Annotated in this window: 19 protein-coding genes; 18 read left to right on the plus strand and 1 reads right to left on the minus strand. The window is 38.1% G+C overall.

The window, feature by feature from the left end; translation table 11 throughout:
* The 3 genes from PSYC_RS03365 to PSYC_RS03380 all read left to right on the plus strand — a co-directional run bounded on the left by PSYC_RS03365 (position 1) and on the right by PSYC_RS03380 (position 4109).
* The gene (locus PSYC_RS03365; protein WP_011279928.1) at positions 1-915 is read left to right on the plus strand and encodes a glycosyltransferase family 2 protein; all 915 of its coding nucleotides are present in this window, start codon (positions 1-3) and stop codon (positions 913-915) included.
* A 1-nt stretch (position 916) separates the two neighbouring features.
* On the plus strand, positions 917-2581 hold the full coding sequence (locus PSYC_RS03370; protein WP_011279929.1) for a DUF6044 family protein: 1665 nt from the start codon (positions 917-919) through the stop codon (positions 2579-2581).
* Positions 2582-2862: 281 nt separating this feature from the next.
* Positions 2863-4109 (plus strand): IS3 family transposase gene (locus PSYC_RS03380; RefSeq protein ID WP_406621528.1). Its coding sequence is split into 2 segments (ribosomal slippage): positions 2863-3154 and positions 3154-4109, totalling 1248 coding nucleotides; the frame shifts between segments, so codons are not numbered across the junction.
* Positions 4110-4485: 376 nt separating this feature from the next.
* On the opposite strand, the gene rluB is transcribed toward PSYC_RS03380, so the two are convergent.
* Positions 4486-5433 (minus strand): 23S rRNA pseudouridine(2605) synthase RluB, encoded by a 948-nt coding sequence (gene rluB, locus PSYC_RS03385; protein WP_011279932.1) that lies wholly within the window; start codon positions 5431-5433, stop codon positions 4486-4488.
* A 645-nt stretch (positions 5434-6078) separates the two neighbouring features.
* Between rluB and PSYC_RS03390 the strand changes: the two genes are divergently transcribed.
* The 15 genes from PSYC_RS03390 (at position 6079) to PSYC_RS03460 (ending at position 22455) form a co-directional block, all read left to right on the plus strand.
* Positions 6079-7110 carry a polysaccharide biosynthesis/export family protein gene (locus PSYC_RS03390; RefSeq protein ID WP_227500349.1) on the plus strand — a complete coding sequence of 344 codons (1032 nt, stop codon included), beginning with the start codon at positions 6079-6081 and terminating at the stop codon, positions 7108-7110.
* Positions 7111-7129: 19 nt separating this feature from the next.
* Positions 7130-7561: a low molecular weight protein-tyrosine-phosphatase gene (locus PSYC_RS03395; RefSeq protein ID WP_011279934.1), complete on the plus strand. Its 432-nt coding sequence runs from the start codon at positions 7130-7132 to the stop codon at positions 7559-7561.
* A gap of 79 nt (positions 7562-7640) precedes the next feature.
* Positions 7641-9902 (plus strand): polysaccharide biosynthesis tyrosine autokinase, encoded by a 2262-nt coding sequence (locus PSYC_RS03400; protein ID WP_011279935.1) that lies wholly within the window; start codon positions 7641-7643, stop codon positions 9900-9902.
* A gap of 194 nt (positions 9903-10096) precedes the next feature.
* A complete protein-coding gene (tviB, locus tag PSYC_RS03405; RefSeq protein ID WP_187147124.1) occupies positions 10097-11371 on the plus strand; it encodes a Vi polysaccharide biosynthesis UDP-N-acetylglucosamine C-6 dehydrogenase TviB in 1275 nt (424 codons plus the stop codon).
* Positions 11372-11546: 175 nt separating this feature from the next.
* Positions 11547-12581 (plus strand): NAD-dependent epimerase/dehydratase family protein, encoded by a 1035-nt coding sequence (locus PSYC_RS03410; protein WP_011279937.1) that lies wholly within the window; start codon positions 11547-11549, stop codon positions 12579-12581.
* A gap of 19 nt (positions 12582-12600) precedes the next feature.
* Complete coding sequence (locus tag PSYC_RS03415) at positions 12601-14400, plus strand: ABC transporter ATP-binding protein (protein WP_011279938.1); 1800 nt, start codon at positions 12601-12603, stop codon at positions 14398-14400.
* Positions 14401-14585: 185 nt separating this feature from the next.
* Entirely contained in the window at positions 14586-15584 is a 999-nt protein-coding gene (gene pseB, locus PSYC_RS03420) for a UDP-N-acetylglucosamine 4,6-dehydratase (inverting) (RefSeq protein ID WP_011279939.1), read from the plus strand.
* Positions 15585-16742 carry a UDP-4-amino-4,6-dideoxy-N-acetyl-beta-L-altrosamine transaminase gene (gene pseC, locus PSYC_RS03425; RefSeq protein ID WP_011279940.1) on the plus strand — a complete coding sequence of 386 codons (1158 nt, stop codon included), beginning with the start codon at positions 15585-15587 and terminating at the stop codon, positions 16740-16742.
* Positions 16743-16753: 11 nt separating this feature from the next.
* A complete protein-coding gene (locus PSYC_RS03430) occupies positions 16754-17794 on the plus strand; it encodes a glycosyltransferase family 2 protein (protein ID WP_011279941.1) in 1041 nt (346 codons plus the stop codon).
* Positions 17791-18477: a pseudaminic acid cytidylyltransferase gene (gene pseF, locus PSYC_RS03435; RefSeq protein WP_011279942.1), complete on the plus strand. Its 687-nt coding sequence runs from the start codon at positions 17791-17793 to the stop codon at positions 18475-18477. Before PSYC_RS03430 ends, pseF begins: the two co-directional genes overlap by 4 nt.
* Entirely contained in the window at positions 18474-19577 is a 1104-nt protein-coding gene (gene pseG, locus PSYC_RS03440; protein WP_041757538.1) for a UDP-2,4-diacetamido-2,4,6-trideoxy-beta-L-altropyranose hydrolase, read from the plus strand. Before pseF ends, pseG begins: the two co-directional genes overlap by 4 nt.
* Positions 19558-20070: a UDP-4-amino-4,6-dideoxy-N-acetyl-beta-L-altrosamine N-acetyltransferase gene (pseH, locus tag PSYC_RS03445; protein WP_011279944.1), complete on the plus strand. Its 513-nt coding sequence runs from the start codon at positions 19558-19560 to the stop codon at positions 20068-20070. The genes pseG and pseH overlap by 20 nt, the downstream gene beginning before the upstream one ends.
* Positions 20067-20744 (plus strand): methionyl-tRNA formyltransferase, encoded by a 678-nt coding sequence (locus PSYC_RS03450; protein WP_011279945.1) that lies wholly within the window; start codon positions 20067-20069, stop codon positions 20742-20744. Before pseH ends, PSYC_RS03450 begins: the two co-directional genes overlap by 4 nt.
* Positions 20745-21794, plus strand: a complete 1050-nt coding sequence (gene pseI / locus PSYC_RS03455) for a pseudaminic acid synthase (RefSeq protein ID WP_011279946.1) — start codon at positions 20745-20747, stop codon at positions 21792-21794.
* Positions 21787-22455, plus strand: coding sequence for a PIG-L deacetylase family protein (locus PSYC_RS03460; protein ID WP_011279947.1), 669 nt, complete (start codon positions 21787-21789; stop codon positions 22453-22455). Before pseI ends, PSYC_RS03460 begins: the two co-directional genes overlap by 8 nt.
* Positions 22456-22461: the final 6 nt, after the last annotated feature.

Here is a 22461-nt window from a genome sequence, read left to right on the forward strand (position 1 = left end):
ATGAAGGTATCCTTAGTAGTTCCTGTTTTCAATGAAGAGGAAGCTATCCCTCTTTTTTATGATTCTGTGAGGAGTTATCCTGACTTTCAAAAATACGATATAGAAATTATATTTATAAACGATGGTAGTACAGATGATACAGAAATAATTATTAATAATTTAATGGCTTCAGATCCGTTAGTAACGTCTTTAAGTTTTACCCGTAATTTTGGGAAAGAACCTGCTTTAATTGCTGGCATCGAACATGCTACTGGCGATGCAGTTATCCCAATGGATGTAGACCTACAGGATCCTATAGAAGTAATCCCTAAGCTTATTGAGAAATGGTTAGTAGGTGCTGATATCGTCCTAGCTAAAAGAGTTGATCGCTCCTCTGACAGTTTTTTAAAGCGTAGTACCTCATCAAGCTTTTATAAGCTTCACAATAAAATTAGCAATCCCAAAATTGAAGATAATGTAGGTGATTTTCGCCTAATGTCTCGTGATGTAATAGAAAATATCAAAAGTATGCCTGAACGCAATCTATTTATGAAAGGAATTCTTTCTTGGGTTGGTGGGAAAGTAGATATTGTCGAATATAAGCGCCCAGTTCGAATAGCAGGAATAACGAAGTTTAATAGTTGGAAGTTATGGAATCTTGCTTTAGAAGGTGTTACAAGCTTTTCGACAGTACCTTTGAAAATCTGGACTTATCTTGGCATCTTAATTGCTAGTCTGTCATTTTTTTACGGGTCTTGGATGATAATTAACACTTTATTGTGGGGAAGTGCAGTTGCAGGATATCCATCATTATTAGTATCAATATTGTTTTTAGGTGGTATTCAACTAATTGGTATCGGCATTTTAGGTGAATATATAGGTAGAATTTATATTGAAACAAAGCAAAGACCACGTTATGTTCTAAAAAAGAGATAAAATGAAAAACAGAACCTCATTAATAGCTTATATTATTAGTATAACTATATTGATATTGTACTTTTATTTAAATTATAATAATTTATATATTGAAATACACGATAATCTAGACCAGCATTTTGGTTGGTACAAACTGCTTTCAGATAACAATGCATGGTTCGCAGAAAGTAACGAAGTTATTCCACACATGGGTGGAACCTCTCGTGGGTTATATTTACCAGAAACACAACTGGTAAATATAATTTTTATGATTTTTACACCTTTATTAGCTCACTGTATACTAATAATAATAAAGTTTACAATAGGTTATTTTTCATTCATAGCTTTGTCTAACTATATATTCAGCGAAAAAAATATTCCAAATATATACATATCCTTAATTGCTATATCTTTTGCTCTAACCTCTGGAAATGAAAATCTTTATATTGCACAAGCATCCATACCTTTAATTTTATACTTATACTTGAAATATATTAATGAGAAAAAATTAATAATACTAACTTCTATATTTCTATATCCGATATTATCTGAACTAACAAGATTTGGTATGTTCATACTTATTTTTATGAGCATGCATTTTCTCTATCTACTTTACCATAAAGATCAAAAGGTTAGATACAACATAATCTCAATAATCACTTTATCTATAGGGTATTTAATTATTGAATACAGGTTGATACTTAGCACTGTTTTATCTAGCGAAGATACTATTCGAAAAACAATGTTGGTTTCAGCCGACGGAAATTTTTTCAAGGTTTTAATTTCATCTATTCTAAATGGACAGTACCACTTCTCCATACATACATATATATTCATACCATTTTTACTATATCTCTTATATTTGAAAATTAAAGAGAAAGTAAGCATACCTAAGGAAATGTATTTACTAGCTGCCATAATAATTTTTAATTATTTTATTTATACAATATACACAGTGACAAATATAAACTACATTTTTTGGGATATCGTAACACCTTTATCAGGTTGGAACTTCTCTAGATTCATATGGTTTAACCCGTTTTTCTGGCATTTACTCATTTTAAGTCTATTAGCATATACACACAGAAAAGCAAATCGTCATGTAATAATAGTATTCTTAACCTTGCAAATACTATTTACAATCAGCTACCCAAGATATGGCAACGATTTCTATCAAACAATTAAATGTAATTACTTCACTACCTGCGAAAATAATCTTTCATATAATGAATTTTATAGCATAGACTTCTTCAATAATTTAAAAAAAGAGATAGCATACAAAGAGAATGAGAGAGTAATAGCTTTTGGCATCCACCCAAGCATCATTGCTTACAATGGGATGTTCACTATGGACGGATACCATAATGCTTACTATCAAAGTTATAAAAATAAATTCAGAAGACTAATAAAACCTGGATTAGAGAAGTCAGAAAAATATACAGCATACTTCGATAATTGGGGAGGAAGAGCATACATATTTTCAGAGGAGTCAAATTATGCACCACACAGAACACAAAATCAGACACCTGTAGAATTACCAATTGATTTCCAAGTTGCTAAGGATATGAGAATCAAGTACGTCATCTCAAACGATCCGATTATAGCTAACGAGAACTTAGAACTTAAAGGCACATACACAAGCCCTAAAGCCCCATATAAAATAAGAGTATATGAGATAGTAGACTAAATAGTAAAAAGCAAGCCGCACTAGAGGAGAGAGAGCACAGCAATAGCCTAAGCAGGCTTCGATAAAAAAGGCTGTTATCTGATTTAGGCTTATCCACTGTCAAATTTTACCGAGTCTTTGATATGTGCTTTCTGATATACCTAGCTCTACCCAAGGCTTTAGTGATTGCTCTGATGAACCGCCCCAGTATTGTCGGAGGCTCAACATTCCGAGAGATGAGCTATGCTGAAGAAACTGTAGAACCAAACTTGGTAAACTAACGACTCAACGAGGAGTTTATCATGACTAAGAAAATCAGAACCTACAGTGCAGCTTTCAAAGCTGAAGCCGTCAAAAAGATAGCAGACAATAACGGCAATGTTTCAGCGACTGCAAAGCAGCTAGGCATAGCCATGCAGACCCTATCTAACTGGCAGAACAAAGCGAATGAAGGCAAGCTTATCGGCACTAAGCAGTATGATCCTGAACTCATGGCCATTATAGAAGAGAATAAACGTCTTAAACATGATCTTAAAGTTGCTCAGGAGGAGCGAGACATTCTAAAAAAGGCCACGGCGTACTTCGCGAATGAGGAACGTTAAGAAACAGTCTGGGAGACTGTTTTAGTGACGCAAGACGTAGGGCTATGCCCGCAGTGACAGTTGATGAAGTACGTCTTTATCAAAGAAACCAAAAAATATTTAGCATCACCTGTATGTGTCACGTATTAGATGTCAAGCCATCAAGCTACTACAACTGGATAAATCGTGGTATCAGTAATCAGCAGATTCGTCGCAATCAGTGTGAGTTGCTGGTTCGCGTGGCTCATTATGAAACTAAACAGCGCTATGGCTGTGAGCGCTTGCATGCTCATCTTGCAGAGCAAGGGCATCATATCAGTCAATACATGGTCAGAAGCATCAAAGAACAGTACGGTATTACTTGCCGTCGTCACAAACGTTTTAAAATCACTACCAACTCTAATCATAATAAGCTCGTATATCCAAACCTGATCGATCAGAAGTTTGATACCAATCGTCCTAACGAGTCGTGGGTTAGTGACATCACTTATATCTGGACAAATGAAGGTTGGCTATATTTGGCAGGCGTTAAAGACATCTATACTAAAGAGCTGGTCGGCTATGCCATTAATAAGCGCATGACCACTGCTCTAGTATGCCGTGCACTCAATATGGCAATTAAGAATAAACGACCAAGCTCAAACCTGATTATTCACTCTGACAGAGGTAGTCAGTACTGTAGCCATGAGTACCATAAGATCATTAAGCAGCATAAATTTAAGGGCTCGATGTCCAGACGTGGCAATTGCTTTGATAACGCGCCCATAGAAAGCTTCTCGGGTGAGGAGCACTGCTCCGCAAGGAAGAATGAGTTGGTGTATCACCAAGACTATAAAACAAGATTCGAAGCCATTAGCGATATCACTAAATATATTGAACTAGATTACAACCAGACTAGGATTCAAAAGGGTTTAGGCTATAGAACGCCAAGACAGATGTGGTTTGACTTTTATCGTCAGGCTGCGTAACTAAAATCTCCCAAGTCAATGTCTACAGATTTGACAGCATAGGTCAGCTAACACTGAGGATGTTAAACTGTAAATAATCGGCTATAACTATCCAGTTATAAGACATATGTTTGAACGATGAAAAGCGAGCTATATAGTTGAAATACTTTAAAGTCGCTACAGTATTGCTGGTGTAAATTTTTTGCAGCCTCTGTCTGCGTAGGCACAGCAAGCAAGAAAAATTTGCACCAGTAGTACGTGTTGTATCGATATTACTTTTCACCGACTATAGTATGAGTCAATAGAAAATATTTATCAAAAAACAGCGACATAAAAAGCGGCCCATGATTATTTATCATGGGCCGCTTTTTATGAACTACGCTAAATCTAAAACAGATTAGCGCTTGTCGTTGCGGTCACGGCTATTACGGGTGCCGCGACTGGCAGGGCTACCACTAGTTTTTGGTTTGGTGCTACTATTGGCGCTACTACTAGTACTGTTGCGATTATCGCTACGAGTGTCAGTACGACGGGCTTTAAGCGGCTTATTTCTGATACGCTCTTGCTTTTCTTTGGCAGCACCATGCAGACCAGTACCATAACGCGGGCGTAAGCTCACTAGGTCTGTTAAAATATTAATATCTTTTCTATCCAGCTCTAAGAAGCGCCCAGTCCGTAGCTCTTTTGGTAACGCAATATTACCATAGCTCGTACGTAATAGACGGCTGACTTTAAGGCCTTGTGACTCAAATAAACGACGAACTTCACGGTTACGACCTTCTTTAAGCTTGACATGATGCCACTTATTGACGCCTTCACCGCCGCCTTCTTTGATGTCTTCAAATTTGGCCATGCCATCTTCTAACATGACACCCGTTGTCATCGCCCGTGCCATATCTGGGGTAACATCGCCCAATACACGTACTGCATATTCGCGAGTTACTTCGCTAGACGGATGCATCAAACGATGCGCCATTTCACCATCATTGGTAAATAATAATAGACCTGTGGAATTAATATCCAAACGCCCAACCATCACCCAGCGATCGTGAGTCAGTTTTGGCAGACGCTCAAACACGGTAGGGCGACCTTCTGGGTCATTGGCTGAGCACACTTCGCCTTCAGGCTTGTAATAGGCTAATACACGGCGACGCTTTTCATTTTCAGCAGTATATTTAATCTGACGACCATCAACCCGAATCTCATCACCTTGCTCAACGCGGTCACCGATGGTAGCTGGACCATTATTGACGGTTACGCGACCTGCTTTAATGACTTCTTCCATCTGACGACGTGAACCAAGTCCCATACGGGCAAGTGCTTTCTGTAATTTTTCATCTTTCATAACGATTTCCTAGAATCGGTGGGTTTACATTTCTCAATGTATAAATTTGGACTGAGTATTATACGCTATTTATAAGCGTAATAGGGATTATGTTTCAATGGGTTTCGATTTTATATCTGAATAAGAACAGTTATTTCCATATCATTTGTCGATCCAAAGCGCTTGCTCAAATGCCAAACAGAAGGATGTTTGTTACTTTATAGTTGAAATACTTTAAAGTCGCTACAGTATTACTGGTGTAAATTTTTTGCAGCCTCTGTCTGCGTAGGCACAGCAAGCAAGAAAAATTTGCACCAATAGTACGTGTTGTATCGATATTACTTTTCACCGACTATAGATGAGCAAGAGCTATATGATGGCTATCGCCAAATATAAGAATATTCGCATATAATTTATTTCATAATTAAGCGCAATTTTCATTAAGCATACATGATTGCAGTTTACTATTTAACCACCTATGTTATAGTCGATGCAATTTAAAAATGATGCAATTTAAAAACGATGCAGTGCTAATAATATAACGCTCTGGTATGGCTGTCTGATTCTTTTCTTTAATGCTGGACACTACTTATTATATTTATGATTTATAAAGGTCTTTTTATGTTTTTCAATTCATCAAGGTTATTAAGTATAACGTGTCTGCTAATGATTAGTCTGGTTTCAGGGTGCTCTAGTATCAATGCAGGACTGCAAGTAGGCGAGCTGCCACCGAGTGGTGCATTTATCGCTGAAAATGGGTTGCATTTTAATGTTCAACCGCTAAGCCTAGCAACGTTACCGCCAAAACAAGCGGTTGTTCGACCCACTAGTGACTTGTCTCGACTGATTAAAACTTCCAATCGCGTAGACTATCGCATTGCTCAAGGCGACATTCTCAATGTTGTCCTTGTCGAGTATCCAAATATCAATGCCTCAACCTCGAGTCTAACGGTCGATCAGCAAGGCTTTGTTCAAATTCCTCTAATAGGTCGTATTAAAGCCAGTGGTATGAGTGTCCCGCAATTCACCGCAAACCTACGCGGGCAGTTGCAACGCTATCTCAAATATTCAGACCCACAAGTCAAAGTTATCGACTATCGCGGCAATACATTTATTGTTGATGGTGAAGTCAGTAAAATGGGCGAATTCAATATCACCGACGCCCCCGTCTCTCTCTATAGCGCCATTTCTATGGCAGGTGGCGTAACCGCTACTGGCGATTCAAACAACATCGTATTGAATCGTCGTGGGGCAAGTTACAACATAAACCTATCCTCACTTCGACAAATAGGCTCATCGGCCAACCAAATTTATGTACAAGATGGCGACTCAATTCATATCAATACCCTAGACATTAATAAAGTATATGTCTTAGGTGAGTTTGGACGAGTCGCGCCTGTTCCTATTCTCGAGCAAGGATTAAATTTGGCTCAAGTATTGGGGGAGTCTGCAGGTCTTAATTCTAGTACCGCCAATGCCGCCAAGATATACATCGTCCGTGATAATGTTAATACAAGGGCTACGGATATTTATTATGTTGATATGCAGACGATTACCAGCTTTGCGCTTGCCAATCGTTTTGAGATGCGTGCCAATGATATTGTCTATGTAGATCCAACTGGCTTGACGCGTTGGAATCGCGTACTTAGTTCGCTCTTACCTTCTACATCAGCGGTCAGAAGTCTATCAGGATTATAATCAAGAGGTAATAATTATCATGGCATTTGATCATATTCTAGTGGTGTGTGTCGGTAATATCTGTCGTAGTCCAATGGCGGAAGCACTATTGAAACAGCGTTTTCCCAATAAGACTATTGACTCTGCAGGGGTAGGTGCTTTGGTCGGGCATCCCGCCGACCCAGCTGCGCTAGAAATCATGTCAAAGCAGCAGATTGATATTACCAATCATGTTGCTAAGCAAATTGATGAGCAATTGGCGAAAAAAGCAGACCTTATTTTTACCATGTCAGACGGTCAGACCAAATGGATAGAAGAGCGCTGGCCTTTTTGCCGTGGTAAAACCTTTAAGCTAGGCCATTGGATTGATAAAGACATTGCTGATCCTTACAAGCATGAGATAAGTGCATTCGAGACTGCACATCAAGACATTGTAGATGGTTTGGAGCAATGGGCTGATAAAATCGGCTAAGCCACTGTGATTGTTAAATAACTATTACTAAAAGTCTACTATTATTAAACGAATAACCTTAAGTGATGAACCTACCGTTATGAATACAGATTCAAATAATGTATCAAACTCTGCCTCTAAAAAAGACAGTGACGAAACTGATTTAATGGCGCTGCTTTTTGCTATTTTACGTGACTGGAAAGTCATCGTCTTTTTTGCTGTATTGGGTTTACTGATAGGTGTGCTATATAGCCGCTATGAGAATCCTACTTTTAAGTCGGACGCCCTAATACAGATTGAAAACAATTCGCAGGGTATCTCGGCGCTTGGAGAGAATATCTCAGGTTTGGTGACTCCAGAGGACAGTACTGCACTAACCGAGACTGAACTGATAAAGTCACGTATGGTATTAAAGCCAGTGGTTGACCTACTACATCTAGACGTTCGGCTGAATGATCCTGCCGTTAACTCTTTTGATAGAATAAAAACCAATCGCACATCTACCCAAGTTAATACTGCAGAAGGTGTCACACTTGATACTGCAGACGGACAAGTCCGAATCAGTCAGTTTGATGTCTCACAAGCCTACCTAAATCAATCGTTTACTTTAGTGAAATCCGATAAAGGATTTACACTAAGTAATGGCTTCGATGACTTTAAAGGGCAGCTAAATCAACCGCATCGATTTAGAGGCTCAGAAGGTATCATTCAAATTACTGTAGCCGAGCTGCCCGCTGACAATCACCCTATCAATATTAGTAAGCAGTCATTGCAGAATGCTACAGATGCCATAAATGGGGCTTTAACAGTGGTAGAAAAAGGTGGAACCGGTATTCTTCAGTTATCACTTATTGGTTCAAACCAACCACAAATAACCTTGATATTAAAACAGATTATTTTATCTTATATGGCTAAAAATGAATCTCGAAGCTCTGAACAAACCATTAAAACTTTAAGGTTTATGGAAACGCAGATGCCTTTGCTCAAACAACAGCTTGAGACCTCTGAAGAACTATTTAATAATTTCCGTGAAAAATCAGGCACCATTGACATCGGTCAGGAAGCATCTCTGTTAGTTGGAGAAAAGTCTCAAATTGACTCTCAACTTAATGAGCTAAAACTCAAAAAAGCAGATTTGACCACTTACTATACAGAAGAGCACCCGCTAGTCATCCAAATAAATGATCAAATTGCAGTTCTAAATAACAGAAGACAAGAAATAGAAGATAGAGTAGCAGGTTTACCTGAGATACAAAGAGAGTTTTTGAAGCTATCAGAAGATACAATTATCAATAGAGAAATCTATCTCACTATGCTCAAGAACTATCAACAGTTAAAGATAGTGAAAGCAGGCCAAGTTGGTTACGCACGTATTATTGACATGCCTATCAGTACCTATAGGACTATTGCCCCTAAGAAACAACTGATAATAATGATAGCGACATTGTCGGGGATAATGTTAGGACTATTACTAGTCTTTCTTAGAAACTTCCTCAGAAACACGGTCAAAGACCCAGAGCGTCTTGAAGCCAAGACAGGTATACCTGTCATTGCGACTATTCCACGCTCTCCACTATTAACAAGACTGCGTAGAAACAAGAACGCGCCTAACCGATTACTGGCTTACGTGGATAATAATAGTCTAAGCTATGAAGCCATTAAGAGCTTAAGAACGAACCTGATGTTTGGTATGCCTGCTGCAGCGCGAGCCGGTCAGCGTGCCAAAGTTATCTTAATTACCGGTGAAAGTCCGGGGGTAGGTAAGTCTTTTATCTCGTCTAACTTAACAGAAGTATTGGCTCAACTGGATAAAAAAACCTTAATCATAGATGCAGATATGCGTTTGGGTGAGTTGCATAAAGTGTTTAATATGGACCAACATAATGGTTTGGCGGATTATTTAACACAAGATACGACACACCTATCGAGAGATAATACTCAGCTAGCAAAAATTGATACGGTTCAAGAGTCTAGTCATTTAGCAAGCTTTATCCATTCAACAGGTATTGATAATATTGACTTTATGCCACGGGGCGAACATCCGCGCAATCCTGCATCGCTATTAGCTAATGGTAGTTTTGATCACTTGATGGCTGATTTAAATCTTCATTATGATTATATTATTATCGACTCACCACCGATATTGGCAGCCTCTGACGCGATGATATTAGCGCAGCACGCTGATAAAGTACTGATGGTGACACGATATGAGTCCTCAATAGAAGGTCAATTGGTTTATGCCGTCAATCAGATGAATAAAGCCAATATAAAAGTGGATGGCATTATCTTAAATGATGTACAGCAAGGCATTATGAGTAAATATAGCTATCACTATAGTTATGCTTATGGCAATAATAATTAACGAGCATATTATCAAATGAGCGCTATTTCTGTGAGCACAGAGTTCGTTCACTCTCGTTAGTAAGTAATACTGGTTGACTCATTATTGATAAAACTTTCAGCTTACGGACTCACATACACGGCGCGTTAAGAAAAATTACGGTTGCCGCGCCTTTAAAGCATAAAATGAATAAGAACAGTTAACAGGATACTATGATGAATATTAGTAACATTAAAATAGCTGTGATTGGCCTTGGTTATGTGGGTTTACCACTCGCTGTTGAGTTTGGTAAGAACCATTCAGTTATTGGTTTTGACATCAATAATGATCGTATTACTGAGCTAACGTCAGGTATGGAGCGTACGCTAGAAGTTAGTAATGAGGAGCTAGCGCAAGCAGCGCATTTGAGTTATAGCTCTAATATCCAAGCGCTCAAAGACTGTAACTTTTTTATTGTGACCGTACCAACGCCTATTGATGAATACAAGCAACCAGATTTGACGCCATTAATTAAAGCTTCAGAATCTATCGGCAGTCTACTCAAAAAAGACGATATTGTAGTTTATGAATCGACAGTTTATCCAGGTGCGACAGAAGAAGTCTGTATTCCAGTATTAGAAAAAATCTCTGGTTTAGTTTTCAACCAAGATTTCTATGCAGGTTATAGTCCTGAACGTATCAATCCAGGCGATAAGGAGCATCGTGTTACTAATATTTTGAAAGTAACGGCAGGTTCCACTCCAGAGGTAGCCGACTTTGTCGATGAGGTATATAACCTAATCATCACTGCAGGTACTCATAAAGCACCAAGCATCAAAGTAGCAGAAGCGGCAAAAGTGATTGAAAATACCCAAAGAGATGTCAATATTGCGCTAATCAATGAGTTAGCCGTTATCTTTAATAAGATGAATATAGATACCGAAGCGGTGTTAGAAGCTGCAGGTACAAAATGGAACTTTTTGCCATTCCGCCCCGGACTAGTGGGTGGTCATTGTATCGGGGTAGATCCTTATTATTTGACTCATAAAGCACAGGCCATCGGCTATAATCCAGAAATTATACTAGCTGGTCGTCGCTTGAATGATAGCATGGGCGAGTATGTGGTAACCCAACTGGTCAAAACCATGATCAAAAAGCGTATTCAAGTTGAAGGTGCCAAAGTTTTGATCTTAGGGTTAAGCTTTAAAGAAAATTGTCCAGATGTGCGCAATACTAAAGTGATCGATATCGTACGTGAGCTAGAAGAATATAATATCGAAGTTGAGATTTATGACCCTTGGGTAAATAAAGCAGAAGCTGAGCGTGAGTATAATGTTACGCCTATCAGCAAGTTAGCGATTAATACCTATGATGGTATCGTCTTAGCAGTCGCGCATAATGAGTTTGTAGAAATGGGTGTAGAGCAAATTAGATCGCTTGGTAAAACTAGCCATGTTCTCTATGATTTAAAGTATGTCTTTACTAAAGAAGATACTGATATCCGACTATAAATATTTAGTTCATACGCGACTCTCAACTTAATATGGGCTATCGTAGGCTGGCGCTTTTAGCCCAGTTAATCGTAACAATTTGCCAAAAACGCTGGGCTAAAGCCACAGCCTACGCCAAAAATTATGATAGTTGAGAGTAGGGTAGTCCATATAATAAGCAATTAGGAAAATCAGAATGATACAGACACAGACAGTCTATGAACAAATTAAGCAAACACTGGCAAATGAGCCAAAAACATGGCTCATTACAGGGGTTGCGGGTTTCATAGGATCTAATCTATTAGAAACTTTATTATTGCTAAATCAAAAAGTAGTGGGTTTAGATAATTTCGCGACTGGGTTTCAACATAATTTAGATGAAGTCCAAAGCTTAGTGAGCGCGCAACAATGGCAAGGCTTTACTTTTATAGAAGGTGATATACGTAACTTAGCAGATTGCCAAGCGGCGTGTATTGGTATCGATTATGTCTTGCACCAAGCAGCGCTAGGTTCGGTCCCACGCTCTATCGCTGATCCTATTAATACTAATGAGACTAATATTTCAGGCTTTTTAAATATGCTGACCGCAGCACGTGATGCAAAGGTCGCTAGCTTTACTTATGCGGCTAGTAGCTCAACGTATGGTGATCATCCTGCATTACCCAAGGTCGAGGATGCCATTGGTAAGCCTTTATCACCCTATGCAGTGACTAAATATGTCAATGAGCTATATGCCGATGTATTTGCTCGTACCTATGACTTCAATACGATTGGTCTACGTTATTTCAATATATTTGGCAAACGCCAAACGCCAGATGGTGCTTATGCCGCAGTGATACCTAAATGGACGGCGGCTATGATAGCTGGTGATGCGGTCTATATCAATGGTGATGGTGATACCAGTCGAGACTTTAACTTTATTGAGAATGCGGTACAAGCTAATATTTTGTCGGCGACTGCTACGGATGAAGCTAAAAACGAGGTGTATAACGTGGCAGTGGGTGGTCGTACAACGCTCAATACACTATTTACGGCGCTACACGAGAATCTAGCCCTCAATGGGGTGAATTATACTCAAGAAGCAGTATATCGAGATTTTAGAGCAGGAGATGTGCGTCATAGTCAGGCTGATATTAGTAAAATACAGAACGCATTAGGCTATGCACCGCAGTTTGATATTGTTCAGGGTATTGAGAAAGCTATGCCTTGGTATGTTAAGTTTTTAGGTTGATTTTGATAGTGGGATTTATATGTTTAAGATGATTAAGCAGCTTTTCTCATTGCTTTCAGCCCAGCAAGTAAAACAGTTTTATATTCTGCAAGTGCTTGTAGTGGTTATGGCTTTTACTGAGTTATTGGGTATTGCATCCATAGCGCCTTTTATGGCTCTAGTCGGTGATATTTCTATACTAGAAAAAAGTAATGTCTTCGCAGAATTATACCAAATGTCTGGTTTAACAGATCCTATGGATTTTGTGTTTTATACTGGGTTACTGGTACTTTTAGCTTTAACAGTCTCTACCCTAGTTTCTATGTTTACGATTTGGAAACTATCACTTTATGGGGCGAGCGTCGGTATTGAAATTGCGGATCGTCTTTACGCTTATTATATGCGAGAAGATTGGCAGTTTCATGCCAGTGGTAGTAGCGCTCAGTTAACCAAGCAGGTATCTACAGAAGCTATGCGCTTAACGAGTGGAATAATACAACCACTGATGCAAATGAATGCAAAAGTAATTTTAGCTATTCTGATCTCTGTAAGTATATTAATTTACAATCCTATTATAGCTATAGGCGGTTTAATTATATTTGCGTTAGCATATTTCTTACTTTATAAACTTGTTCGTAATAAATTGGTTTCTAATGGTCAAGAGATATCAAAAGTATCTACTGATCGATTTAGGTTAATGAATGAAGGGTTTGGTGGTATCAAAGATGTCTTACTACTTGATCGTAGCCATGATTTCATTCAACGCTTTGAAGATAGTGGTAGGGTTTATGCTCGTGCTTTAGGATTAAATGCAGGTATCGGTCAAGTCCCCCGCTATTTTATGGAATTAATTGCTTTCGGTACTATGATTGGGTTGGTTCTACTCCTGATTAAATTACACGAAGGCAACTTAGGAGCCGTATTACCAATCCTAGCCGTTTACGCTCTCGCTGCATTTAAGTTACTTCCAGCTTTGCAACAAATATATTCTAGTGTGGCTCAAATCAAAGGGAATCTAGCTGCATTTGAAGCAGTTGAAGAGGATTTGCAAAAATCACTTAATCAGAATAACTCTATTTCTAAAGATCCTCTACCAATACGAATCGAGCTAAAGGAAAAAATTACTTTAAGTAATATACAGTTTAGTTATCCTGGCAAACCAAAACCTGCTGTGAATGGTGTCACTATGACTATTCCTGCTAATAGCGTGGTCGGTTTAGTAGGATCGACTGGTTCTGGGAAATCTACTTTAATAGATTTGTTGCTTGGTTTATTGACACCTCAAAGTGGTCACTTGTGTATAGATGACACTTGTATCACTCCTGAAAATAAACGTGCTTGGCAAAATACATTAGGTTTTGTTCCGCAGAGTATCTTTTTAAGCGAAGGAACTATCGCTGAGAATATTGCTTTTGGTTTGCCTACTAAAGATATTGATCTCAAGCAAGTTCATAAGACGCTCGAACTTGCACATTTAACAGAACTAGTTGAACAACTTCCAGATGGCGTAAATACAAAAGTAGGTGAGCGCGGTGTCCAGCTGTCTGGTGGCCAACGTCAACGTATTGGTATTGCTCGAGCACTTTATCATGAAGCAGGTATTTTGGTGTTTGATGAAGCAACCAGTGCACTAGATGGTATTACAGAAAAGATAATCATGGATGCTATTCATGATTTTAGTGGTCAGAAAACGATAATTATGATTGCGCATCGTCTAAAAACGGTACAGAAATGTGACATTATTTATTTAATGGATCAAGGTGAAATAGTTGATCAAGGTACTTACCAAGAACTATTAGAAAAGAATGTCCAATTTAAAAAGATGGCTGATCATGCTTAATGAATTTATAGTTTAAAATTCCGATATCTTCTAGCTCAATGATTGAATATGGTATAAATAATTGTTGTACCAAGTGTAACTATATCAAAGATCAAAGAAAGTGTTTTCTAGAACACATATTATTATCTTATTGGTGTTTTCAACTAATTTTAAAATATAGAATTTAAATTGAAAGAGAGAATTAAATGTTAAGTAATAGTACTATTCTGATTACCGGCGGTACAGGATCATTTGGAAACACTTTTGTTCCCATGGTGCTAGAAAAATATAATCCTAAAAAGGTGATTATCTTCTCACGTGATGAGATGAAGCAGTGGGATATGGCAAAAAAATTCGTCGGTGATGATAGGGTTCGATTTTTCATCGGTGATGTTCGTGATAAGGAACGCTTATATCGCGCACTAGATGGCGTTGATTATGTAGTACATGCTGCTGCCACTAAGATTGTACCGACTGCTGAATACAATCCATTTGAATGTGTGAAAACCAATATCAATGGTGCCATGAACTTAATTGATGCTTGTATTGATAAAGGCGTTAAAGGTGTCGTTGCGCTATCGACAGATAAAGCCAGTAGTCCAATCAACCTTTATGGTGCTACTAAACTTGCCTCTGATAAATTGTTTGTAGCAGGTAACTCTTATTCTGGAGAGCATGGGACCAAGTTTTCAGTTGTCCGTTACGGAAATGTGATGGGCTCTCGTGGTTCAGTTATTCCATTCTTTATGTCTATTAAAGATAAAGGTGTGTTGCCTATTACAGACGATCGTATGACTCGGTTTATGATTTCATTGGAAGATGGGGTTAAACTGGTTTGGCATGCATTCGAAGATATGGTGGGTGGTGAAATTTATGTCAAAAAAATTCCATCAATGAAAATGACAGATTTAGCTAGAGTTGTTGCGCCAGAAGCAAAGCAAGAAGTTATTGGTATCCGCCCAGGTGAAAAGCTACATGAGCAAATGATTAGCGTTGAAGATGCTTACTATACCTACGAGTATCCTGAGCACTTTAAGATTTTACCTACCATTAATAAATGGGCAAATGATCCTGCAAGAATTAAAGACGGTAAACGTGTGCCTGAAGGATTTGAATACGCTAGTGATAACAATCCAGAATGGATGAGTGATACTGATTTACAAGAATGGATTGACACTAACCGTGATAAAATCGGGAGCATCTAAATGATTCCCTATGGCCGCCAAGACATTAATCAACAAGATATTGATGCTGTTGTTGAAGTCCTCAAATCAGATTTTCTGACTCAAGGTCCTAAAGTTCCTGCATTTGAACAAGCGGTCAAGGACGCTTGTGATGCAAAATATGCGTTGGCGGTCAATAGTGCAACATCTGCATTACATATTGCTTGTCTTGCATTAGGATTAAAAAAAGGTGATTGGCTTTGGACGACGCCTAATACTTTTGTCGCTTCAGCAAATTGTGGGCTTTACTGCGGTGCACAAGTTGACTTTGTAGATATCGATCCTAAAACTTACAACCTATGTGCAAAAGAGTTAGAAAAAAAGCTAGTTATCGCAGAAAAAGCAGGGAAGTTACCTAAGGTGGTTATTCCAGTACATTTTAGTGGTCAACCATGTGATATGGAAGCAATATACAGTTTATCAAAACAATATGGATTTAAGATTATTGAAGATGCTTCGCATGCCATCGGTGGTAAATATAAAGGTGAGCCTATTGGTAACTGTCGATATAGCGACATTACGGTATTTAGTTTTCATCCAGTAAAAATAATCACTACTGCTGAAGGTGGTATGGCAACAACGAATAGTCCAGAGTTAGCACAGAAGTTAGACTTACTACGCAGCCATGGCATTACTCGTGATACTGACTTAATGACCAAACCTACGGATGGTCCTTGGTATTATCAGCAAGTCGATTTGGGTTTTAATTATCGTATGACAGAGTTGCAAGCTGCTTTGGGTGTGTCGCAAATGCAGCGTTTAGAGGCTTTTGTTGCCAAACGTCATGAATTAGCACAGCGTTATGATACCTTGCTTAAAGACTTGCCTGTAACGCTGCCTTGGCAGCATAAGAATAGCTATTCAGGCTTACATTTATATGTGATTCGCTTGCAGTTAGATAAGATCAAGAAAACACACTTAGAAGTTTTTGAAGGGATGCGTGAAGCTGGTATCTTGGTTAATTTGCATTATATACCTGTGCATATGCAACCTTATTATCAATCAATGGGCTTTAAAGCTGGTCAGTTTCCTCAAGCGGAACAATACTATAAAGAAGCTATAAGTATTCCAATGTTTCCGACGATGACTAATCAACAGCAAGAAAAAATAGTTAATACTTTACAACAACTATTATTTTAGGATATTTTTCTATGCATTATCTCTCTATCATCTCTCCTTTTTACAACTCTGAAGAGAAGTGTAAAAGGCTGTTAGAAACCTTGATGAATATCAAAGATGAAGAAATCGAGATTATCTTTGTCGATGATGGTTCAACAGATGATACAGTTGCATTATTAACTGCTTTCAGATCAGAAAGTCAAGTCGAGGTAAAAGTCATTAGGCAAGAGAACAAAGGACCAGGTGGTGCAAGAAATGCAGGTCTGAACATAGCTAAAGGTGAATATGTTTGGTTTGTAGATTCTGATGACGATATTAAACTTGATGCACTAGTTTATTTGAAGAACATCTATCATAAAGGATATGACTTTGTTGACTTCAACTATATCTCTAAAGGTTCTATCTGTAACAGTATGGAAATAGAAAGTGATTCATATAAAGATATGAATACAAATAGAGAGATACTTCTTGCCAAGTTTGGACGTATATGGACGAAAATATTCAAAAAGGATTTTTTAATAAAAAATAATATATATTATCCTGAATATTGTATATATGAAGATAATCCACTCGTTTTTATTTACCCGTTTCTCTGTAGTAAATTTTTAAAGTCTGATATTGTTGGTTACATACATCACGAAGAATATAGCTCTATCACTAGATGTAATCCTAGTCCAATTTTTTTAGATCGTTTGTTTACATCTGTTTACGGGATTAGGGAAGGGTATAAACTAACCTCAGATATAAATGATATTTCTATTCTGCAATCTAAGTTTAATAGGCTCTATTTGATAAATACAGTAGGGGCACTGATGACAAAACGTCCATCTAAAAATTGGGTTATGACATATAGAGTCATGAAACAATATAGAAAAGTAGCTAAAGATTTAAAAATAGAAAAAGGGTTTAGAGAAGATTTAGGAGAAAACAAAAAATTCAAAGTATATTTTTTATTTCACTGGTATCTTTCTTTTTTAGTTTTTAAAGATCAGACAGATTTTTTTGAAAAAGAGCGTTATAAGGCTTGGCAGAAACCGTTTCCAGAAAATACTACATTAAGCGATAAGCTATGAAAATTGCTGTTATTCCAGCACGCGGTGGCAGTAAGCGCATACCGCGCAAAAATATCAAAGAATTTTGTGGTAAACCAATGATTGCTTATTCAATCGAAGCCGCGCTGCAGTCTGGCTGTTTCGATAAAATCATTGTATCTACAGACGATTTAGAAATTGCAGAAGTCGCTAAAAGTTATGGCGCTGAAGTGCCTTTTATGCGACCAATGGAACTGTCTGATGATTATTCAGGCACTATTCCTGTTATACGTCATGCTATTGAATGGCTTATAAAACAAGGGTTCGATCCTGAGCTTATATGCTGCTTATATGCTACGGCTCCCTTTGTTACCGCCGAATACTTACAGCAAGGCTTTCAGCAACTAAAGAGCACCAATGCAGCTTATGCTTTTACAGTGACCAGTTATGCTTTTCCTATTCAAAGAGCTATTAAGCTTAACCCTGAGTTAGGGGTAGAGATGTTCGATAGGAATAACTTTAATACTCGATCTCAAGATTTAGAAGAGGCTTGGCATGATGCTGGTCAATTCTATTGGGGTAGAGTAGATGCTTGGTTAACTGAAAAAATAATCTTTGGAGCTGACTCTACTCCAGTTATTTTGCCAAGACACCGTGTACAAGATATTGATACGTCTGAAGATTGGGATCGCGCTGAATGGTTGTTTAAGGCGCTGCAAGGATGAGAGTCGTTTTCCGCTGCGATGCTTCTATCCAAATAGGTACTGGTCATGTGATGCGCTGTCTGACATTGGCTGATGCATTGGTTTTAAAGGGCGCAGAGTGCTACTTCATTTGCCGTGAGCATGAAGGTAACTTGCTTGAAGTGATTAGAAAACGTGGTCATCAAGCTCACAGCCTGCCACTTAAAGACGATGTAGGAAAAAGTATAAAAGGCAACATAAAGCTTGCACACGCGGACTGGTTAGGAGCTACGCAGCAGGAAGATGCTCAATACTGCATTGATCTGCTCGGATTAATAAAGCCTGACTGGTTAGTTATTGATCATTATGCTATTGATATAAGCTGGGAAAAAGCGTTGCACCCGTACTGTAAAAAATTAATGGTGATTGATGATTTAGGGGATAGAGAGCATTTAGGGGATCTATTGTTAGACCAAAATTACGGATCGACAGTTGAAAAATATAAAAAGCTAGTACCTAAAGATTGTAAAATTTTAGCAGGTACTACTTTTGCGCTATTAAGACCAGAATTTGCTCTATGGCGTGACTATAGCCTGAAACGCCGTAAAGATAATAGGGAAGTTAAGAGTATTTTAATTACGCTAGGTGGTGTTGATCCTGATAATTACACTGGAAAAATACTTAAATATCTTGCCAAGACTGAATTAGATCCAAAAATAGTCATTACAGTCGTTATGGGTGTAACTGCTCCACATCTACAATCGGTCAAACACCAAGCAGCTGACATGCCAGTAAAAACTACGGTAAAAGTTAATGTTAGTAATATGGCAGAATTAATGAGTAACGCAGACCTAGCAATAGGCGCTGCGGGTGCTACAACTTGGGAGCGTTGTTGTTTAGGTGTGCCGACCATTCAGCTAGTGATTGCCGAAAATCAACGTCAAATCGCAGAATATTTAGCAGTGGATGGTGTTGTTAAGCTCATTAAAGATGTTAATGAACTTACCCATCTAGTGATAAATGTAAAGCACTGGGTATTACCTATAGTTATTCGTGCTCAATCTGTTGCTGATGGATTAGGAGCTGAAAGAGTGATTAGTTACATGTTAAAGGGTTTTAAATATGATAGTAGATACTCCTAGCTTTGGCGAAGTAGAGTTATTAAATCTCACTAGTTTATCCTATGAGAGCAAGATGAAAATTCTTGAGATGCGTAATCACCCAAAAGTGAGAGCGCAGATGCATAGTCAAGATATTATTAATGAAGAAGGTCATTTAAATTTTATCGAATTGCTAAAAGACAACGCCGAAAAACAATATTTAATGGTTAATTATCAAAAAAGTATTGTTGGAGTTATCTATTTTACAGATATTGATGATGGTAAGCATAGTGCAGTGTTTGGTGTCTATGCTAATTTATATAAAAAATTAGATAGTGCAGGCTCTGTCTTAATGGAATCAGCTTTGGCATACTTTGATAGGAGCATAAATCTTAAAAAAATAAGCTTAGAGGTTTATGAGTCAAATAACATAGCAGTGAATCTATATATAAAATTTGGCTTCTCTTTAGTAAGCTCTTTTGATCAAGGTGGTGAGAAAGTACTTACTATGCAATTGACTAAGAACGACTTATGAATTATATCGTTGCTGCAATAGGGGAGTGGAACAAAGCATTATTTGACGAGTATGTTGTTAAGCTTTCGGGTAATTGGGCTTATGTCTCTACTCCAACCGAATTAAAAGCTAAGCTAGCAACAGGCTTTGACCCGAAGTATATATTTTTCCTACATTGGCGTTGGATTGTACCTGTCCAGATACTTAGCGAATTTGAATGCGTCTGTTTTCATATGACTGATGTTCCTTATGGCCGAGGTGGCTCGCCACTACAAAATCTTATAGTTCGCGGTCATAAAGATACGGTATTAACCGCATTAAAAATGGAAAAAGGTTTAGATACTGGGCCAGTTTACTTAAAGGAAGCGTTTAATTTAGCAGGTAGTGCAGAGGCTATTTATAATCGTGCTAGTCAAACTGCATGGGATATGATTAAAAATATCATTGCAAATGAACCACAGCCCATTCCACAGCAAGGTGATACTGTAAATTTTCAGCGTCGTACACCTAAGCAGAGTGAAATACCTAATGATTTAACAGTAGAACAGTTATATGATTATATACGTATGTTGGACGCCCCAGGATATCCTAAAGCTTTTATAGATAAAGGATCATACCAACTAGAATTTGATCAAGCTGAACTAGCTACAAATACTGTGACTGCTCGAGTAAAAATTAAATTAAAGGATATATAAATGTCTCATATTGAAATTAACGGCCGTAAGATAGGGCAAGATTTCCCACCATATATCTTAGCAGAGCTTTCAGCTAATCATAATGGCGTATTGCAAAAAGCGCTTGACACTATTACTGCAGCCAAAAATTGCGGCGCAGATGGTATTAAATTACAAACCTACTCAGCCGATACTATGACTATCGATTGTGACACTAAAGATTTTATGATTAATGGCGGTCTGTGGGACGGTTATAAGCTTTATGATTTATATAAGCAAGCACAAACACCATTTGAATGGCATAAAGCAATGTTTGATCATGCACGTAATATAGACATTACCTGTTTCTCCACGCCTTTTGATGAAACAGCTGTTGATCTGTTGGAGGATATGAACGTACCTGCTTATAAAATTGCCTCATTTGAAGCAACAGACTTACCATTAATAAGATATGTGGCTGCAACTAAAAAGCCGATGATAATGTCTACAGGTATGGCTAACTTTGAAGAGATAGCTGAAATGGTTGCTACTGCACAAGATGCTGGCTGCAGAGACTTAATAGTCTTACATTGTCTTAGCAGCTACCCAGCACCTATAGAGCAATCTAACTTATTAACTATTCCTGATATGAGAAAAAAGTTGGGAGTACAGATAGGGTTATCTGATCATACTATATCGAATACTGCTTCTGTAGTAGCTACAGGTCTAGGTGCTACGCTTATCGAAAAGCACTTTATCTTAGATAGAAATGATAAAGGTCCTGACTCCTCATTTTCGATAGAGCCTAATGAGTTGACATCTTTGATTGAGCAAACTAACGATGCTTGGTTATCGCTCGGTCAAGCTGGATATGAAAGAAAACCAGCTGAAGAAGCCAATATAAAATTTAGACGTTCGGTTTATTTTGTCAAAGACTTACCGGCAGGAAGCTTAGTTACTGCTGATAGTATACGTCGTATTAGGCCAGGACTTGGACTTGCGCCTAAACATGAGCAAGAGATTATAGGTAAGCGCCTAAAAACATCTGTTACCCGTGGTACACCAACCAGCTGGGATTTATTTGATGAGTAAAATAATTCTCGTAGTAGCTGCTCATACAGATGATGAAGCGATGGGTTGTGGCGGCACTATTGCTCGGCACATAGCAGAAGGCGACGAGGTACATCTTTTATTTATGACTGATGGTGTCGGTTCGCGTGAAGTTTTGGCTGAAGAAGTAATAGACCGATCAAGTGCAGCACAACAAGCCGCTAAAATTTTAGGAGTTAGCTCTTTTACTAACTTAAGCTTTCCTGATAATCGTATGGATAGCGTAGCGCTTTTGGATATCGTGAAAGAGGTTGAAGTTAAAATTTCTGAAATTAAGCCGGAAATTATCTATACACACCATATAGGTGATCTAAATATTGATCATCAAGTGACGCACAAAGCAGTTATGACGGCCTGTCGACCTCAGCCAGGTTTCAGTGTGAAAACCATTTACGCTTTCGAGGTGCTTTCAAGTACAGAGTGGCAAACATCCAATTCAGCACTTTTTATACCTAATGTATTTATAGATATAACTGATTATTTACCTGTAAAGATGGATGCATCAAAAGCCTATTATAATGAAATGCGAGAGGTACCTCATTCACGCAGTCTACAGCACATAGAACTACTTGCTAGGCATCGAGGTTATACGGTTGGTGTTCACGCAGCAGAAGCCTTTATGCTGGTTAGAGAAATAAAGTAATGAATT

This window comes from Psychrobacter arcticus 273-4 (genome assembly GCF_000012305.1).
In the GTDB taxonomy this organism is placed as follows: domain Bacteria; phylum Pseudomonadota; class Gammaproteobacteria; order Pseudomonadales; family Moraxellaceae; genus Psychrobacter; species Psychrobacter arcticus.

Bases quoted from the DNA above. Each gene is read 5' to 3' on its own strand.
- PSYC_RS03365 (WP_011279928.1), top strand. From the start codon at position 1: ATGAAGGTATCCTTAGTAGTTCCTGTTTTCAATGAAGAGGAAGCTATC.
- PSYC_RS03370 (WP_011279929.1), top strand. From the start codon at position 917: ATGAAAAACAGAACCTCATTAATAGCTTATATTATTAGTATAACTATA.
- rluB (WP_011279932.1), bottom strand. From the start codon at position 5,433: ATGAAAGATGAAAAATTACAGAAAGCACTTGCCCGTATGGGACTTGGT.
- PSYC_RS03390 (WP_227500349.1), top strand. From the start codon at position 6,079: ATGATTAGTCTGGTTTCAGGGTGCTCTAGTATCAATGCAGGACTGCAA.
- PSYC_RS03395 (WP_011279934.1), top strand. From the start codon at position 7,130: ATGGCATTTGATCATATTCTAGTGGTGTGTGTCGGTAATATCTGTCGT.
- PSYC_RS03400 (WP_011279935.1), top strand. From the start codon at position 7,641: ATGAATACAGATTCAAATAATGTATCAAACTCTGCCTCTAAAAAAGAC.
- tviB (WP_187147124.1), top strand. From the start codon at position 10,097: ATGAATATTAGTAACATTAAAATAGCTGTGATTGGCCTTGGTTATGTG.
- PSYC_RS03410 (WP_011279937.1), top strand. From the start codon at position 11,547: ATGATACAGACACAGACAGTCTATGAACAAATTAAGCAAACACTGGCA.
- PSYC_RS03415 (WP_011279938.1), top strand. From the start codon at position 12,601: ATGTTTAAGATGATTAAGCAGCTTTTCTCATTGCTTTCAGCCCAGCAA.
- pseB (WP_011279939.1), top strand. From the start codon at position 14,586: ATGTTAAGTAATAGTACTATTCTGATTACCGGCGGTACAGGATCATTT.
- pseC (WP_011279940.1), top strand. From the start codon at position 15,585: ATGATTCCCTATGGCCGCCAAGACATTAATCAACAAGATATTGATGCT.
- PSYC_RS03430 (WP_011279941.1), top strand. From the start codon at position 16,754: ATGCATTATCTCTCTATCATCTCTCCTTTTTACAACTCTGAAGAGAAG.
- pseF (WP_011279942.1), top strand. From the start codon at position 17,791: ATGAAAATTGCTGTTATTCCAGCACGCGGTGGCAGTAAGCGCATACCG.
- pseG (WP_041757538.1), top strand. From the start codon at position 18,474: ATGAGAGTCGTTTTCCGCTGCGATGCTTCTATCCAAATAGGTACTGGT.
- pseH (WP_011279944.1), top strand. From the start codon at position 19,558: ATGATAGTAGATACTCCTAGCTTTGGCGAAGTAGAGTTATTAAATCTC.
- PSYC_RS03450 (WP_011279945.1), top strand. From the start codon at position 20,067: ATGAATTATATCGTTGCTGCAATAGGGGAGTGGAACAAAGCATTATTT.
- pseI (WP_011279946.1), top strand. From the start codon at position 20,745: ATGTCTCATATTGAAATTAACGGCCGTAAGATAGGGCAAGATTTCCCA.
- PSYC_RS03460 (WP_011279947.1), top strand. From the start codon at position 21,787: ATGAGTAAAATAATTCTCGTAGTAGCTGCTCATACAGATGATGAAGCG.